This window comes from Pseudomonas sp. LB3P58, from assembly GCF_054897895.1.
In genome coordinates this window covers 6,611,352-6,627,215 of the sequence record NZ_JBUBVE010000001.1, presented here as the reverse complement: position 1 = coordinate 6,627,215, position 15,864 = coordinate 6,611,352, and the positions used below count along the sequence as shown (strand labels likewise).

The 15,864-nt window shown below is 59.2% G+C and carries 13 protein-coding genes and 2 tRNA genes; 4 read left to right on the top strand and 11 right to left on the bottom strand.

The window, feature by feature from the left end:
• Window positions 1-4: 4 nt before the first annotated feature.
• From ACYZTZ_RS30805 to rnr, 5 genes are all read right to left on the bottom strand, one after another.
• The gene (locus tag ACYZTZ_RS30805; RefSeq protein WP_462000610.1) at window positions 5-898 is read right to left on the bottom strand and encodes a hypothetical protein; all 894 of its coding nucleotides are present in this window, start codon (window positions 896-898) and stop codon (window positions 5-7) included.
• A 36-nt stretch (window positions 899-934) separates the two neighbouring features.
• On the bottom strand, window positions 935-1,165 hold the full coding sequence (gene rpsR, locus ACYZTZ_RS30800; protein WP_002551829.1) for a 30S ribosomal protein S18: 231 nt from the start codon (window positions 1,163-1,165) through the stop codon (window positions 935-937).
• Window positions 1,166-1,193: 28 nt separating this feature from the next.
• The gene (rpsF, locus tag ACYZTZ_RS30795) at window positions 1,194-1,616 is read right to left on the bottom strand and encodes a 30S ribosomal protein S6 (protein ID WP_003217491.1); all 423 of its coding nucleotides are present in this window, start codon (window positions 1,614-1,616) and stop codon (window positions 1,194-1,196) included.
• Window positions 1,617-1,933: 317 nt separating this feature from the next.
• Window positions 1,934-2,701 (bottom strand): 23S rRNA (guanosine(2251)-2'-O)-methyltransferase RlmB, encoded by a 768-nt coding sequence (gene rlmB / locus ACYZTZ_RS30790; RefSeq protein WP_462000609.1) that lies wholly within the window; start codon window positions 2,699-2,701, stop codon window positions 1,934-1,936.
• Window positions 2,698-5,328 (bottom strand): ribonuclease R, encoded by a 2,631-nt coding sequence (gene rnr, locus ACYZTZ_RS30785; RefSeq protein ID WP_056746341.1) that lies wholly within the window; start codon window positions 5,326-5,328, stop codon window positions 2,698-2,700. The genes rlmB and rnr overlap by 4 nt, the downstream gene beginning before the upstream one ends.
• A 226-nt stretch (window positions 5,329-5,554) precedes the next feature.
• Between rnr and ACYZTZ_RS30780 the strand changes: the two genes are divergently transcribed.
• Both ACYZTZ_RS30780 and ACYZTZ_RS30775 read left to right on the top strand, forming a co-directional pair.
• Window positions 5,555-5,641 (top strand) — tRNA-Leu (locus tag ACYZTZ_RS30780).
• A gap of 166 nt (window positions 5,642-5,807) precedes the next feature.
• Window positions 5,808-5,894: transfer RNA gene (locus ACYZTZ_RS30775), tRNA-Leu, on the top strand.
• Window positions 5,895-5,923: 29 nt separating this feature from the next.
• Here the strand turns inward: ACYZTZ_RS30775 and ACYZTZ_RS30770 are convergent.
• Window positions 5,924-6,115 (bottom strand): hypothetical protein, encoded by a 192-nt coding sequence (locus tag ACYZTZ_RS30770; protein ID WP_462000608.1) that lies wholly within the window; start codon window positions 6,113-6,115, stop codon window positions 5,924-5,926.
• A 41-nt stretch (window positions 6,116-6,156) separates the two neighbouring features.
• Between ACYZTZ_RS30770 and ACYZTZ_RS30765 the strand changes: the two genes are divergently transcribed.
• Together ACYZTZ_RS30765 and ACYZTZ_RS30760 are read left to right on the top strand one after the other, a co-directional pair.
• The gene (locus ACYZTZ_RS30765) at window positions 6,157-7,167 is read left to right on the top strand and encodes an extracellular solute-binding protein (RefSeq protein WP_462000607.1); all 1,011 of its coding nucleotides are present in this window, start codon (window positions 6,157-6,159) and stop codon (window positions 7,165-7,167) included.
• Window positions 7,167-8,732, top strand: coding sequence for an ABC transporter permease (locus tag ACYZTZ_RS30760; protein ID WP_462000606.1), 1,566 nt, complete (start codon window positions 7,167-7,169; stop codon window positions 8,730-8,732). Before ACYZTZ_RS30765 ends, ACYZTZ_RS30760 begins: the two co-directional genes overlap by 1 nt.
• 125 nt (window positions 8,733-8,857) lie before the next feature.
• On the opposite strand, the gene ACYZTZ_RS30755 is transcribed toward ACYZTZ_RS30760, so the two are convergent.
• The 5 genes from ACYZTZ_RS30755 to hflK form a co-directional block, all read right to left on the bottom strand.
• Window positions 8,858-10,792 (bottom strand): methyl-accepting chemotaxis protein, encoded by a 1,935-nt coding sequence (locus tag ACYZTZ_RS30755; RefSeq protein ID WP_462000604.1) that lies wholly within the window; start codon window positions 10,790-10,792, stop codon window positions 8,858-8,860.
• A gap of 150 nt (window positions 10,793-10,942) precedes the next feature.
• On the bottom strand, window positions 10,943-12,235 hold the full coding sequence (locus tag ACYZTZ_RS30750) for an adenylosuccinate synthase (RefSeq protein WP_010464193.1): 1,293 nt from the start codon (window positions 12,233-12,235) through the stop codon (window positions 10,943-10,945).
• A 54-nt stretch (window positions 12,236-12,289) separates the two neighbouring features.
• Window positions 12,290-13,477, bottom strand: coding sequence for an ATP phosphoribosyltransferase regulatory subunit (locus ACYZTZ_RS30745; RefSeq protein WP_007939588.1), 1,188 nt, complete (start codon window positions 13,475-13,477; stop codon window positions 12,290-12,292).
• A 318-nt stretch (window positions 13,478-13,795) separates the two neighbouring features.
• On the bottom strand, window positions 13,796-14,665 hold the full coding sequence (hflC, locus tag ACYZTZ_RS30740; RefSeq protein ID WP_056746351.1) for a protease modulator HflC: 870 nt from the start codon (window positions 14,663-14,665) through the stop codon (window positions 13,796-13,798).
• Complete coding sequence (hflK, locus tag ACYZTZ_RS30735) at window positions 14,665-15,834, bottom strand: FtsH protease activity modulator HflK (protein WP_056746354.1); 1,170 nt, start codon at window positions 15,832-15,834, stop codon at window positions 14,665-14,667. The genes hflC and hflK overlap by 1 nt, the downstream gene beginning before the upstream one ends.
• Window positions 15,835-15,864: the final 30 nt, after the last annotated feature.

Below are 15,864 nucleotides of genomic sequence, written 5' to 3'. Positions count from 1 at the left end.
ACTTTTAACCTTCACCGTTCGCGCTATCGACGTCTTTCGGCGTCGAACGACCGCGAAAATCAATCAGGCTGTCGACGATGGCCAAGACCACCAGCAACGGATAGATCAGCTGCATGAACAGCAACAGCGTGACGTACAACCCCACCAGCCAGAATCTGGCCAGTCGCTTTTGCGCCACCAGCCCGTGAATCAGGGCCAGCCCGGCGAACACCAGCGGTACACTGCACAACGGCGTCAACATGGCCATCTGTGGACCGATGTTCGGTCCCAGAAGCATGAACGCCAGCAGTAACATCGCCAGCCCCAGCGGGAATCGGATGGCGCGAAACTCACGACCAAAACCACCCGGGTTGTACAACAACGCCTGCCAGTAGCGCCCGACAAGCAGGCTCAGCACACTGACGATTTGCAACAAGGCCGCAATCAGGCCGGTCAGGACCGGTGCGATCAGGGACGCAAAATGCGCTTGCTCGTCTACCGACAACTTCTGGTAGACATCACCGAGTAGCGACGGCATGACTTTTATCAAAGCCTGCGCCAGCATCTCGATTTGGGGACCAAAAGCCGTCCCCAGCACCACTGAAAACACCACTCCCATCGCTATGCTGACCAGCAGCACGCGGTTCCAGGACTCGCTTGCGCGCAAAACCAACGCAAGGCCCCAAGACCCCAGCAGCACCAGAAGTGCCCGTGGGTCATCGGAGTAAAACCACCAGATCAACGCCGGCAGCAGTCCCAGAGCAAGAACGCCCAGGGCGTCCTTCAATCCGCGCCGCAGGAGCACAAGGCAACCAGCGGCAGCACCCAACCAATACAACAACGGCAATGTTGCGCATCCAGCCACTACCAGAGTGGCCTGCATACGGCCGCGCATGATGAACTCAGCTATGGCACGCATGCTTTCAATCCTTTGCTACGTGTCGACTGCCCGGTCTCAGCGGCCGTGGCTGTCGGTGTAGGCCAGCAGGGCCAGGAAGCGGGCGCGCTTGATAGCGGTGGCCAGCTGACGCTGATAACGTGCTTTGGTACCGGTGATGCGGCTTGGAACGATTTTGCCGGTCTCGGATACATAAGCTTTCAGAGTGTTGAGATCTTTGTAATCGATCTCTTTCACGTCTTCAGCGGTGAAGCGGCAGAATTTACGACGACGGAAGAAACGTGCCATTTGATAGGCTCCTTAAAAGGTCCGTGGATTACTCGTCAGCGTTATCGCTGTTGTCGCTGTCATCACTATCAGCGCTTTCAGCGCCTTCGTGCTCAGGACGGTCGCGACGCTCACGGCGCTCACTGCGGTTTTCTTCAGCCTTGAGCATCTCGGATTGGCCGGTAACGGCTTCTTCGCGACGGATGACCAGGTTACGGATCACTGCATCGTTGTAGCGGAAGTTGTCTTCCAGCTCGGCCAGGGCCTTGCCAGTGCATTCAACGTTCAGCATCACGTAGTGAGCCTTGTGAACATTGTTGATTGCATAGGCCAGTTGACGACGGCCCCAATCTTCCAGACGGTGGATTTTGCCGCCGTCTTCTTCGATCAGCTTGGTGTAACGCTCTACCATGCCGCCGACTTGCTCGCTTTGATCCGGGTGGACCAAAAAGATGATTTCGTAATGACGCATGAATGCTCCTTACGGGTTGTAGCCTGCCGCTCAAAAGCGGTCAGACAAGGAGTGAATGACACTTATGGACTTGCTTGCGATAGACACATGCGTGCCTGCCGTCACAGCAAGGGGCGCAATTGTAGAGAAGGGACAGAAGAGGTGCAAGGCAATTGGTGATTATTTGAACAGCTCGCTCACACCACCGATCTTTGCCCTGACACAAACCACTGTGGGAGCGGGCTTGCTCGCGAATGCGGTACATCAGTCAACATTGATGTCGACTGACACTCCCTCTTCGCGAGCAAGCCCGCTCCCACATTTGGATCGCGTGCGACTTAAGGCTTTTTGGTAGTCGCCGCAGCCTTGACACTGCGCTGACGCTGAGCCTCGAACAGGCAAACGCCAGTCGCCACAGACACGTTGAGGCTGCTGACGCTACCGGCCATCGGCAGGTGCACCAGGTAGTCGCAAAGATCGCGAGTCAGGCGGCGCATGCCGCTGCCTTCGGCGCCCATGATCAGGATGGTCGGCCCGGTCATGTCCTGGTCATAAATATTGACCTCAGCCTCACCTGCCGTACCCACGACCCACAAGCCGCGCTGCTTGAGTTTTTCCAGGGTGCGCGCCAGGTTGGTCACGGCGACCAACGGAATCACTTCCGCCGCGCCGCAGGCAACTTTACGTACCGTTGGGGTCAGCGTGGCTGACTTGTCCTTCGGAATGATCACAGCCAGCGCACCGGCCGCATCAGCCGAACGCAGGCAAGCGCCGAGGTTGTGCGGATCGGTCACGCCGTCGAGCACCAGCAACAGCGGCGCGCCTTCGGTGCGATCGAGCAGCTCGTCGAGCATCGCCTCGCCCCAGACCTGGCTCGGACTCACGTCCGCCACCACGCCCTGGTGCACGCCTTCAACCCAGGCATCCAGCTCACGGCGTTCGGCGTTGCCGACGGCCACGCGATTTTCGTTAGCCAGCTCGATCAGCGTCTGAAAGCGCGGATCACTGCGGCCTTCGGCCAACCAGATCTGCTTGACGCGTTTCGGGTGGTGACGCAGCAACGCTTCTACAGCGTGCACGCCGTAGATCTTTTCCAACTGACTCATGACTTGGCCTTCGGTTTACGCGCCCCGCCGCTTTTGGCGGCTGGAGCAGAACCCGCTTTTGGCGGGCCTTTACGGTGTTTGCTCGGTTTGGCTGGCTTGCCGCCGGGAGCCTTGTCAGGCGCCGACCGTCCGGTCTTTCCCCCAGACGCCGCTTTACCGCCGCTTTTCGCTTCAGACAGCAACGCCTGCTTCATCTCACGGCTTTTGCGCAGTTCGGCATTTTTCGCCGCCGCATCGCTCGGGCGATAGGCCTCGACAGCCTTTTCCTTGGCAGGACGACGACCGGTTTTCGCCGGGGCCGGCTCTGCAGCCGTTTTGGAAGCGGGTGCAGCGGTTTCAGTCCCGCGCTTCTTGCGACCAATCGGCGCGCTGATGGTTTTTTCAGCCATCTCGAAGTCGATCTTGCGCTCGTCGAGGTCTACGCGCATGACGCGCACTTCAACGGTATCGCCAAGACGGAAGCTGCGACCGGTACGCTCACCGGCCAGGCGGTGGTGCACAGGATCGAAGTGGTAGTAATCACCCGGCAGCGCGGTGACGTGCACCAAGCCTTCGACGTAAATATCGGTCAGCTCGACGAACAGACCAAAACCAGTCACGGCAGTGATCACACCCGGGAACGACTCACCCACACGGTCTTTCATGAACTCGCACTTGAGCCAGTTCACGACGTCGCGGGTCGCTTCGTCGGCACGGCGCTCGCTCATCGAGCACTGCTCGCCGAGCTGCTCCAGGATCGCTTCGTCATACGGATAGATGCGCGCCTTCGGAATGGTCATCGCGCCAGCACGGCGAACGTGCGGGGTGTCCATTTTCGAATGGATGACGCTGCGAATCGCCCGGTGTGTCAGCAAGTCCGGGTAGCGGCGGATCGGCGAAGTGAAGTGGGTATAGGCTTCGTAATTCAGGCCGAAGTGGCCCTGGTTATCGGCGCTATACACCGCCTGACTCAACGAACGCAGCATGACGGTCTGGATCAGATGGAAATCCGGACGGTCCTTGATGCTCGCCAGCAATGCCTGGTAATCCTTCGGCGACGGGCCGTCCTTGCCTTTGTGCAGGGACAGGCCGAGCTCGCCAAGGAAGGCGCGCAGTTTTTCCAGACGCTCCGGTGGCGGGCCATCGTGGACGCGATACAGCGCAGGGATTTCGTGTTTTTTCAGGAATTCGGCGGTGGCCACGTTGGCCGCCAGCATGCATTCCTCGATCAGCTTGTGGGCGTCGTTACGAACGGTCGGACGGATTTCGGCAATCTTGCGCTCGGTCCCGAAGATGATCCGGGTTTCCTGTGTTTCGAAATCGATCGCGCCACGCACGTGACGAGCGGCCAGCAGCACTTTGTACAATGCGTAAAGCTGCTTGAGGTGCGGCAGAACGTCGTTGTACTCACCACGAAGCTGACGCGCCTCGGTGAGTTTCGGCGTTTCCAGCATCGAGCTGACTTTGTTGTAGGTCAGGCGAGCGTGGGAGTGAATCACCGCTTCGTAGAAGCAGTAGTCGGTCATTTCGCCGGATTTGGAGATGGTCATCTCGCAAACCATGGCCAGACGATCGACGTGCGGGTTCAGCGAGCACAGGCCGTTGGACAACTGCTCAGGCAGCATCGGCACGACGCGCTCGGGGAAGTACACCGAGTTGCCACGAACCTGGGACTCGTTGTCCAGCGCCGAACCGATTTTCACGTAGCTGGAAACGTCGGCAATCGCCACGTACAACTTCCAGCCTCCGGAGAACAGGCGCAGCTTGCCCGGCTTGGCTTCGCAGTAAACCGCATCATCGAAGTCGCGCGCATCTTCGCCGTCGATGGTCACGAACGGCAGATGGCGCAGGTCGATGCGCTTCTCTTTGTCTTTCTCTTCGACTTCCGGCTTGAGCTTGGCGGCTTCTTTCAGCACAGCCTCAGGCCAGACGTGAGGAATATCGTAGGTGCGCAGGGCAACGTCGATTTCCATGCCCGGCGCCATGTAGTTACCCACGACTTCGACCACGTCGCCTTGCGGCTGGAAGCGTGGCGTCGGCCAGTGAGTGATCTTCACTTCGACGAACTGACCGATCTGGGCGTTGGCGTTACGACCCGGTGTGACCAGCACTTCTTGCTGGATCTTCGGATTGTCCGCAACGACGAAACCAATGCCGCCCTCTTCGAAGTAACGGCCAACGATGGTCTCGTGGGCACGGGAGACCACTTCGACGATCATGCCTTCGCGGCGACCGCGACGGTCAAGGCCGGAAACACGGGCCAGGGCACGGTCGCCATCGAACACCAGACGCATTTGCGCCGGGCTCATGAACAGGTCGTCACTGCCGTCGTCCGGGACCAGGAAGCCGAAGCCGTCACGGTGACCGCTGATGCGACCCAGGATCAGGTCGAGCTTGTCCACCGGCGCATAAGTACCGCGACGGGTATAGATGAGTTGAGCGTCGCGCTCCATGGCGCGCAGGCGGCGGCGCAGGGCTTCGATCTGGTCTTCTGTGGTCAGACCAAACTCTTCGACCAGTTGCTCACGGTTAGCAGGCGAACCCCGATCAGCAAGGTGCTGAAGGATCAGTTCGCGGCTAGGAATAGGGTTTTCATATTTTTCCGCTTCACGAGCGGCCTCGGGATCGAGGGACTGCCAATCGGCCATTAGAGAGTTTTCACCTTGTCTATATGCGGGTTAGTTTGGCATAGGCGTAATGAAACGGGAAATTTCAGGCTATGACAGCCCATCTAAAGCCCTTTATCGACAGCGCGAAGCTGAATTAAATGCCATTGGTAAAATTTTCCAGGTTTTTTCGACCTCAGGGGTTTACAGTTAAAAAGACGCTCCGTATAGTGCGCGCCATCGACGACGCAGACGCATTGCCGATAATGCCCAGATGGTGAAATTGGTAGACACGCCAGCTTCAGGTGCTGGTGACCGCAAGGTCGTGGAAGTTCGAGTCTTCTTCTGGGCACCAATTTCGAGCTTGAGATTAGTTCAATTTCAAGGCTCACACAAAAACCCGCGAAAGCGGGTTTTTTGCATTCTAAGCCTCTGATTTATTAAAACTAAATCAGGGGTTTACAGATCAAAAAGCTCTCCGTATAGTGCGCCACATCAACAGCGGCAACGCTGAAGATAATGCCCAGATGGTGAAATTGGTAGACACGCCAGCTTCAGGTGCTGGTGACCGCAAGGTCGTGGAAGTTCGAGTCTTCTTCTGGGCACCAATTCAAATTCAAGGTCACGATCTTGAATTTCACAGAAACCCGCGAAAGCGGGTTTTTGCGTTTCCGGGGTTTGTGTAGGAGCTGCCGAAGGCTGCGATCTTTTGATCTTCAGCAATTTCAACTCCGCCAACAATCAAGATCAAAAGATCGCAACCTTCGGCAGCTCCTACCAACCCCTCACCCGCTGCAAGGCGCACTTGAGAAACAATATCGTTTATCATTGTTGCAAGTTTTTGCAATGCGACAGTGAGGAACCTTGCGAATGATGTTTCGAAATACCCTGCGCCGCGGCCTGACCATCACCCTGCTCGGCCTGGCACTCGCCACTCCCCTCACCCAAGCCGCCGAACCGGTTTCCCTGACACTCTATAACGGTCAACACAAAGAAGTCGGCGACGCTATCGCCAAAGCCTTCGAAGCCAAGACCGGGATTCACGTCAATGTGCGCAAAGGCAGCAGCAACCAGCTCGCCAGCCAGGTCGTCGAAGAAGGCGATCGCTCCCCTGCCGACGTGATCTACACCGAAGAATCGCCACCACTGAACAAACTCGGCGAACAAGGCCTGCTGGCACAGACCGATGCCGCCACCCTTGCCGTTCTGCCGAAAGACTACGTCGCCGGCAACGGCACCTGGATCGGCATCACCGCCCGAGTCCGCGTGGTCGCCTACAACCCCAAGCTAATTGACGAAAAAGACCTGCCCAAATCGGTCATGGAGTTCTCCGATCCGAAATGGCAAAGCAAAGTCGGCTTCGTACCCACCAGCGGCGCCTTCCAGGAACAGGCCGTGGCAATCATCAAAGTGCACGGCATGGACGCGGCCGAAGAATGGCTGACCGGTTTGCGTGCTTTCGGCAAGACTTACAGCAACAACATGGTTGCACTGAAGGCGGTGGAAAACGGCGAAGTCGCTACCGTGCTGGTGAACAACTATTACTGGTTTGCCTTGCAGCGTGAAAAAGGCCAGCTCGATTCGAAACTGCATTACTTCACCGGCGGCGACGTCGGCGGGCTGATCACTGTTTCCAGTGCGGCCGTACTGAAATCCAGCAAGCATCCAAAAGAAGCCCAGCAATTTCTCGCCTACATGGCCAGTGAAGAAGGTCAGCGCGTGATCACTCAGACCACCGCCGAATACCCGCTGCACAAAGGCATGGAATCGGATCGCGGGCTCAAGCCGTTCAGCGAACTTGAGGCACCGAAGGTCACGCCAGCCGATCTCGGCAATGCCGAAGAAGCCCTGGACCTGGAACGTGACGTTGGCTTGAACTGATGAGCACATCGTTATCCGCCCCCGTCGCGCGCGGGGGTTACGTGCCACGGCGCAAGCGGCCATCGATCTGGCTGTTGCTACCGGTTTTGTTGCTGGTGGTGCTCAGCCTGTTGCCGCTGGCGTATGTCGGACTCAAAACCTGGCAGGCCGGCTGGGCCGAGGCGCTGCATTTGTTGTGGCGCCCTTATGTGTTTGGCCTGCTGCGCAACACCCTGGCGCTGATGGTCGGTGTGACGCTCGCCTGTGGCGTGATCGGCCTGTCGCTGGCTTGGCTGCTTGAGCGCAGCAACTTGCCGGGGCGGCGCTTGTGGGGCGTGATTCTGTGCCTGCCGTTCGCGGTACCGGCATTTGTCAGCAGCTTTACCTGGGTATCGCTGAGCGCTCATTTCGAAGGCTTGGGCGGGGCGATCCTGGTGATGACCCTGTCCAAGTACCCGCTGATCTTTCTGCCGGTCGCGGCGACCCTGCGCAATCTCGATCCCTCCCTCGAAGAATCCGCCCGCACACTGGGGCAGAATCGCTGGGGCGTGTTTTTCAGAATTACCCTGCCGCTGCTCTGGCCGTCACTGCTCGCCGGCTCACTGCTGATCGCCCTGCACATGCTGGTGGAGTTCGGTGCGCTGTCGATCATCGGACTGCAAACTTTTACCACCGCAATCTATCAGCAGTTCGAATTGGAATTCAGCAACGCAAATGCTGCGATGCTTTCCGCCGTGTTGCTAGCGCTGTGTCTGATGCTGCTGTGGCTGGAGCTGCGCGTACGCGGCAAGGGCCGACACGTGCGTACCGGCCAGGGCGCGGCTCGGCATGCGGAACAGGTTCGGCTGGGGCCCTGGGCTGCTGCCGGACAACTTTATTGCCTGTCATTGGCGATCATCGGCAGCGGTATTCCGCTGGGGATGCTGGCGTACTGGCTGGCAGTGGGCTCGTCGGCGGCATTTCCGGTGGCGGCGATCAGCGAGGCGCTGTTGTCGTCTTTGGCGCTGTCGCTGGGCGGCGCGGCGCTGTGCCTGGTGCTGGCAGTGCCGGTGGGGTTGCTGGTGGTGCGCTACAAAGGCCAATTGGCAATCTGGGCCGAGCGCGTGCCGTATCTGCTGCATGCGCTGCCAGGACTGGTGATCGCGCTGACGCTGGTGTATTTCGCCCTGCACTATGTGCCGGCGCTGTACCAGACTTCTGCGCTGCTGCTGATTGCTTATGCGCTGTTGTTTCTGCCGCTGGCACAGGCACCGATTCGCACGGCGCTGAACAAGGCTGCGCCGCAACTGGAAGAGGCTGCACGCACGCTGGGAGCGTCGTCCTTCAGTGCGTTTTGTCGGGTGACGTTGCCGATTATCTTCCCGGCGCTAGGCGCGGCGTTTGCGCTGGTGTTTCTGGATGCGATGAAGGAGCTGACGGCGACTTTGCTGCTGAGTCCGACCGGGCTCAATACGCTGGCGACGGAAGTCTGGGCGCATACCGCGAATGTGGAGTTTGCGGCGGCGGCGCCTTATGCGGCGTTGTTGATATTGGTGTCGGGGTTGCCGGTCTATTTGCTTACGACTCGGATGTATCTGAGCCGCTGATATCGCCATCGCGAGCAAGCTCGCTCCCACATTTTGATTGGAGGTGTTCACAAATTTTGTGTCCACTCACAATCACTGTGGGAGCGAGCTTGCTCGCGATGACGCCAGACCAACCAACACAAATCTTAAGCCCTGAACTGCCCCAGGCTCGCCTTCAACTGCGCCGCCAAGCCATCCAGCACCTTGCCGCTGGCCGTGGTTTCCACCACCGCTTGAGCCGCTTTCTCAGCCTGCGCATGAATGGTCTCAACCCGACCGCGCACCGCTTGCGCGCCTTGCGCCTGATGCGCCGCTGCCTGCGTTGCCAGACCTATTGCCGCATGCACTTGCTCGACCGACGCCTGCACCGATTGCTGCAACCGCGCACTGTCACGCAGCACCAGCAAACCTTCACTGGCCTGACGCCCGGCCTGACCGATCGCGGCCACCGCCTCACGCGCTCCTTGCTGCAAGGCAACGATGTGCGCCTGAATGTCGCCGGTGGAGCTCTGAGTCTTGCTCGCCAGCGCCCGCACTTCATCGGCCACCACGGCAAACCCGCGACCGGTCTCGCCCGCACGCGCGGCTTCGATGGCCGCGTTGAGCGCCAGCAGGTTGGTTTGCTCGGCGATCCCGTGAATCACCGTCAGCACCACTTCAATCTGCTCACTCTGCTGCGCCAGCCGCTCGATGACTTTCGCCCCGGTGTCTACCTGCCCGGCCAACGCCTCGATCAGGCTGCCGACTTTCGCCGACGTCCGCGTGTTTTCATCCGTGGCCGAACGAATATCCACCACCTGCTGCAAGGCTGCCTGCATGGCATGACTTTCAGACTGGGCTTCGTCAGCCATTTGCGACAACGCACGCAGGCTCTCGGCCACTTCATCGCGCTGCATGCCCGCCGCTTTATCGGCCCCGGCATTGCGCAAAGTCATCGCGCCGATTTCCACGCCGGTACGCTGAGCTACATCGCCCGCTTCGCGCACGATCGGCTGCAACTTATCCACAAAGCGATTGACCGCCGAGGCCATGTCGCCGATTTCGTCCTTACTGTTGATCTGCACGCGCTTGGTCAGATCGCCCTCGCCCGCCGCCAGGTCGTCCATGGCAGCGATGAGCAATTTCAAGCGATTGACCACCCGACGACCCAGTACCACCGCGAGCAACAGCAGCACACCACAACCGACCAGCGCCAGGCCCATGCCGATGCGCCAGCGCAAAGTGCCCGCCGCTTCCTGAACAGTGCTGGTGGTGTTGGCTTGCATTTCAGAGGCCGTGGATTGCGCCGACTGCAAGCGCGCGCCCATCGCGGCTGCGCTATCAGCTGCGGCGCCCTTGAGGCTGTCGCCCACCAATTGATCACTGCTGGCGATCAGCGCCGAGAAGCGTTTGTCCAGGGCCGCCAGATCGGTTTCCACCGAGGCGGTCGAGACGCCCATCAAGACCTTGCCGATTTCCACGCCGTTAGGATTGATCGAGGCTTCGAGGTAATAGACCGATGGATCGTTCTTCGCCGCATCCAGCACCTTGTCCAGCGCCCGTTCGCCCTGGCCTTTCTCTAGCAGCGCCTTGTTGATCGGGTTCTCGCGGTTGAGGTATCGCGTCAGGTGCTGCCCCGTGGCGTCGTCGTAGACCACGAATAGCACGTTGGGATTACGCTGAGCCCGGCGGGCGAATTCGGACAGGGTTGGAACGTCGCTGTCCCACATGGCGCGGGGTGCGACCGAAGCCAAAAGCTGCGCCATATCATTGGCGGAGTCCTTCAGATCCGTCTCCAGCGTCGCACGCAGTTGTGCCTGCTCGTCTTTCAATCGCGAGGACAAGCCCGCCGTAAGGCGCTGACGCGTGCTGGTAGAGAGGCTGTCGAGGCTCGACGTGACTTCACGCCCTGCCTGCTCAAGTTCCCCGGAGAGTTTTTGACTGTCGGCACCCAGGCGCACACCCAGATCGGCTTCCAGCGCGGTCACTGTGCTCCGAGTCAAGGCAACAGCCACCAGCACCTGCACCAAAAGGGCGATACCAAGGGTAACGAACACAGGCCGTAATAGACGGCTTTGTAACAGTGAGAGAACGGCTGACACTTAGAATCCCTCTGCTTTAACGCCATTAAATTGATGGCACGCTAAAAGCGATGCACTTAATGAAGTTCACAGCAAGGGTCGTGCCGTCCGGCAGACAGATACGACAAAGGCCCCAAATGAGGGGCCTTTGTGTTTTACATCAACGACTTATTAAGCGAACGGGTGACGCAGAACGATGGTTTCGTTGCGGTCCGGGCCCGTCGAAATAATGTCAATCGGCGCACCGACCAACTCTTCAACGCGTTTGATGTAGTTGCGTGCAGCCTGTGGCAGCTCTTCCAGGGTCTTGGCACCGACGGTGGATTCGGTCCAGCCTGGCATCTCTTCGTACACTGGCTCCAGGCCGATGTAGCTGTCGGCGTCAGTCGGTGCGTCGATCACTGCACCATCCTGGTTCTTGTAGCCAACGCAGATGTTGATGGTTTCCAGACCGTCCAGCACGTCCAGCTTGGTCAGGCACAGGCCCGAGATGCTGTTGACGTCGATAGCGCGACGCAGGATGACGGCATCGAACCAGCCGCAACGACGGGCACGGCCAGTGGTAGCGCCGAACTCGTGGCCACGCTTGGCCAGGAAAGCACCCACATCATCAAACAGCTCAGTCGGGAACGGACCCGAACCGACGCGAGTGGTGTAGGCCTTGGTGATGCCGAGGATGTAATCCAGGTACATCGGACCAAAACCCGAACCGGTGGCGATGCCGCCCGCGGTGGTGTTGGAGCTGGTGACGTACGGGTAGGTACCGTGGTCGATGTCCAGCAGGGAGCCTTGGGCGCCTTCGAACATGATGTCTTTGCCAGCGCGACGCAGCTCGTGCAGCTCAGCGGTGACGTCGAGCATCATCGGCTTCAGCAGCTCAGCGTATTCCATGCACTCGTCGAGTGTTTTCTGGAAGTCGATCGCAGGCTCTTTGTAGTAATTGACCAGAACGAAGTTGTGGTAATCCAGCAACTCGCCCAGCTTGGCGGCGAAACGCTCGCGGTGGAACAGGTCACCGATGCGCAGGCCACGACGTGCAACCTTGTCTTCGTACGCCGGGCCGATGCCGCGACCGGTCGTACCGATCTTCAGCTCGCCACGGGCCTTTTCACGCGCCTGGTCCAGCGCTACGTGATAGGACAGGATCAGCGGGCAGGACGGGCTGATACGCAGGCGCTCGCGCACCGGTACGCCTTTCTCTTCCAGCTTGATGATTTCCCGCAGCAGAGCGTCGGGTGCAACCACCACGCCGTTGCCGATCAGGCACTGCACGCCTTCGCGCAGCACGCCCGACGGGATCAGGTGCAAGACGGTTTTTTCGCCATCGATCACCAGGGTGTGACCAGCGTTGTGGCCACCCTGGTAGCGCACTACGGCGGCAGCATGTTCGGTCAGCAGATCAACGATCTTGCCTTTGCCCTCATCACCCCATTGGGTGCCCAGGACTACGACATTCTTACCCATAACACTTGTCCTCATTCGCGCAAACTTGGTGCCGGCCGCGGCCGACAGGAAAACTCAAGAAGCCAGTGGCGATACTTGCCAAAGCCCGTTCTGCTGAATCAATTGCCGGTCGCAGTCCGCTTCACGGGCGGCGGCCAAAGGTTGCCCAGGCAACGCCTGAACGACACGCTGACCCTCACTGCGCAACTGGCAAACCTGCTGCCAGAGTGCCGCATCCGTACTGTCAGGCATCCAGATACCGCCAGACGGTAACTCGATCTCAGCACGCCCCAGGGTCACCAGGGTTTTCAAATCGGTAGAAAAGCCGGTTGCCGGACGAGCACGACCGAAGTCGGCACCGATGTCGTCGTAACGACCGCCCTGAGCAATGGACTGGCCAACACCCGGTACGAACACCGCAAACACCACACCGGTGTGGTAGTGGTAGCCGCGCAACTCGCCCAGGTCGAAATACAACGGCAACTCAGGGAAACGCGTGGACAGACGCTCGGCAATCGCCAGCAAGTCGTCCAGAGCGGCCAATACCGGCGCTGGCGCATTCGCCAGACGCTCACGGGCAGCGCTCAATACTTCACGGCCGCCACACAGGTCGACCAGCGCCCGCAACATGCCCGACAGATCGGCAGGCAAGCCTTCGGTCAAGGTAATGACCTCGTCGATGGCTTTACGTTGCAATGCATCGAACAGCTGTTGCTCGACTTCACCGGACAAACCGGCGGCGCGAGCCAGGCCACGGTAGATACCCACATGACCGAGGTCCATGTGCACATCCGGCACATCCGCCAGTTGCAGCATAGCCAACATCAGGCTGATGACTTCCACGTCGCTGCTCGGGCTGGCATCGCCGTACAACTCGGCACCCAGCTGGATCGGGCTGCGCGAGGACGACAAGGCGCGCGGTTGAGCGTGCAGCACGCTACCGGCATAGCACAGACGGCTCGGGCCTTCGCGACGCAAGGTGTGCGCATCGATGCGCGCCACTTGCGGCGTGATGTCAGCACGGAAACCCATCTGCCGGCCCGATTGCGGGTCGATGACCTTGAAGGTACGCAGATCGAGGTCCTGGCCCGCGCCGGTCAGCAGGGATTCCAGGTACTCGATATGGGGAGTCACGACAAACTCGTAACCCCAGCTCTGGAACAGATCCAACACCTGACGACGCGCGACTTCAATGCGCGCCGCTTCTGGTGGCAGTACTTCTTCGATGCCATCTGGCAGCAGCCAGCGGTCTACCGTTGCCATTACGCCATTCCCCTATGATCCGGGCGGCAAGCCTTTGGGCGAGCCTTGAGTGAAGCAGAAAATGATCGGCTCATGCGCACAAACCACGCGCATGAACAACGAGGCGAAAAGCCTGAAATCGGCTTCACCAACCACTTTCCTCGAAAAACCTGTCGAGTCATTCAACTCGGACGCCTGCATAAAAAACAGCAATCAAACGTGCAGACGCAAAAAAGCCGGGAATTTCCCGGCTGCCGCATCATACACACGTTTTCCCAAAGGATCACCCCGCCCGAGGTGTTAGCCGTCAGGCGGGGGATGATTCAGGTCAACGTCGTATCAAGGCTTGGCTTTTTCCAGGTAACGGAAGAAGTCGCTGCTTGGGTCCAGGACCATGACGTCGGATTTGTTCGCGAAGCTTTCACGGTAGGCACGCAGGCTACGGTAGAAACCGTAGAACTCCTGATCCTGGCCGTAGGCCTTGGAGTAGATCGCAGCCGCCTGGGCGTCACCATCACCACGAACCTCTTCGGATTCACGATAGGCTTCAGCCAGCAACACGCGGCGTTGACGATCAGCGTCGGCACGAATGCCTTCTGACAGTTCGTTACCCTTGGCGCGGTGCTCGCGAGCTTCACGCTCACGCTCGGAACTCATGCGCTCGAACACGCTGCGGTTCACTTCTTTCGGCAGATCGATGGCCTTGACCCGAACATCGACAACTTCGATGCCCAGCTCTTTTTCCGCCATCTTGTTCAGCGAAGCCGTGATATCGGTCATCAGCGCATCGCGCTCACCGGAAACCACTTCGTGCAGCGTGCGCTTACCAAACTGGTCACGCAGGCCCGATTCCAGACGACGGGAAAGACGTTCGTCAGCAATCTGCTTGAGGCCGGAAGTCGCGGTGTAGAAGCGCTCGGCATCTTTCACGCGCCACTTGGCGTAGGCATCAACCATGACGGCTTTCTTTTCCAGCGTCAGGAAGCGTTGTGTCGGTGCATCCAGCGTCATCAGGCGTGCGTCGAATTTGCGCACCTGGTTAACGTAAGGCACTTTCACATGCAGGCCCGGCTGAACATCTGCCTGGACCACACGACCGAACTGCAGCAGCACCGCACGCTCGGTCTGAGCCACGATGTAGAAGCAGTTCCAGGCAGCGATCGCCACGACGACGCCGACAATAAGGGCGATCAGCGATTTATTGCTCATCAGCGACTCTCCCTGGTACGTGCTTGCTGTTGCTGCAGATCGGCTGCACGCACATTCGCTTCATTGCTGGAGGCTGCCGCGCCGGTCACCGGAGTGCTGGTGTTGCGACCGCTTTCGACCATCTTGTCCAGCGGCAAGTACAGCAGATTGCTCTGGCCATTCTTGTTGCCGGTCACGAGAACCTTGCTGGTATTGCTGAAGACTTCCTGCATGGTGTCCAGATACAGACGCTGACGGGTCACTTCAGGTGCCTTGCGATACTCGCTCACCAGCTTGGTGAAGCGATCAGCCTCACCCTTGGCGCGCGAGACGGTTTCGTCACGGTAACCATTGGCATCTTCGATGATGCGCTGGGCCTGACCACGGGCTTCCGGCACGACACCGTTGGCGTAGGTTTCAGCCTGGTTACGCGAACGCTGCTCGTCTTCACGGGCGCGGATCACGTCATCGAAGGCTTCCTGCACTTCACGCGGTGCGGCTGCGCTCTGTACGTTGACCTGAGTGACGGTGATACCGGTGCGATAGGTATCCATGAAGCGTTGCAGACGCTCCTTGATCTCGCTGGCCATCAATTCACGACCTTCAGTCAGCACCTGGTCCATCGCGGTGGAACCCACCACGTGGCGCAAGGCACTTTCGGTCGCGTGCTGCAGGCTGATTTCCGGCTGATCAACGCTCAGCACGAAGTCCTGCAGATTGCTGATCTTGTACTGCACGGTCAGCGGCACTTCGACGATGTTCTCGTCTTCAGTCAGCATTTGACCTTGCTTGGTATAGGCACGCTCACGCGTGACGTTTTCCAGGTACTTGCGATCGATCGGCGGGAAATAGATGTTCAGGCCCGGGCCAACGGTTTCGTAGTACTTGCCGAAGCGCAGCACCACGGCTTGCTCCTGCTCGTCGACTACATAGACCGCGCTGTACAGCCACACGGCCGCCAACACGACCAGGCCGATACCGAGCAGACCGCCGAAGCCGCTACTCCTGCCCGAACCGCCACCGTCATCACCGCGTTTCTTACCACCACCGAACAACCCGTTCAGGCTTTCCTGCAGCTTTCGGAAGGCCTCGTCGAGATCCGGTGGTCCCTTGCGGTCGCCGTTATTGCGGCGTTTGCCACCCCAAGGATCCTGATTATTCGAGTTGCCACCCGGCTCATTCCAAGCCATAGCGCTCTCCATCTGATAAAGCAAAGACGC

Bases quoted from the DNA above. Each gene is read 5' to 3' on its own strand.
- ACYZTZ_RS30805 (WP_462000610.1), bottom strand. From the start codon at position 898: ATGCGTGCCATAGCTGAGTTCATCATGCGCGGCCGTATGCAGGCCACT.
- rnr (WP_056746341.1), bottom strand. From the start codon at position 5,328: ATGGCCGATTGGCAGTCCCTCGATCCCGAGGCCGCTCGTGAAGCGGAA.
- hflC (WP_056746351.1), bottom strand. From the start codon at position 14,665: ATGAGCAATAAATCGCTGATCGCCCTTATTGTCGGCGTCGTCGTGGCG.
- ACYZTZ_RS30760 (WP_462000606.1), top strand. From the start codon at position 7,167: ATGAGCACATCGTTATCCGCCCCCGTCGCGCGCGGGGGTTACGTGCCA.
- rpsR (WP_002551829.1), bottom strand. From the start codon at position 1,165: ATGGCACGTTTCTTCCGTCGTCGTAAATTCTGCCGCTTCACCGCTGAA.
- ACYZTZ_RS30765 (WP_462000607.1), top strand. From the start codon at position 6,157: ATGATGTTTCGAAATACCCTGCGCCGCGGCCTGACCATCACCCTGCTC.
- rpsF (WP_003217491.1), bottom strand. From the start codon at position 1,616: ATGCGTCATTACGAAATCATCTTTTTGGTCCACCCGGATCAAAGCGAG.
- ACYZTZ_RS30745 (WP_007939588.1), bottom strand. From the start codon at position 13,477: ATGGCAACGGTAGACCGCTGGCTGCTGCCAGATGGCATCGAAGAAGTA.
- ACYZTZ_RS30750 (WP_010464193.1), bottom strand. From the start codon at position 12,235: ATGGGTAAGAATGTCGTAGTCCTGGGCACCCAATGGGGTGATGAGGGC.
- ACYZTZ_RS30770 (WP_462000608.1), bottom strand. From the start codon at position 6,115: ATGATAAACGATATTGTTTCTCAAGTGCGCCTTGCAGCGGGTGAGGGG.
- hflK (WP_056746354.1), bottom strand. From the start codon at position 15,834: ATGGCTTGGAATGAGCCGGGTGGCAACTCGAATAATCAGGATCCTTGG.
- rlmB (WP_462000609.1), bottom strand. From the start codon at position 2,701: ATGAGTCAGTTGGAAAAGATCTACGGCGTGCACGCTGTAGAAGCGTTG.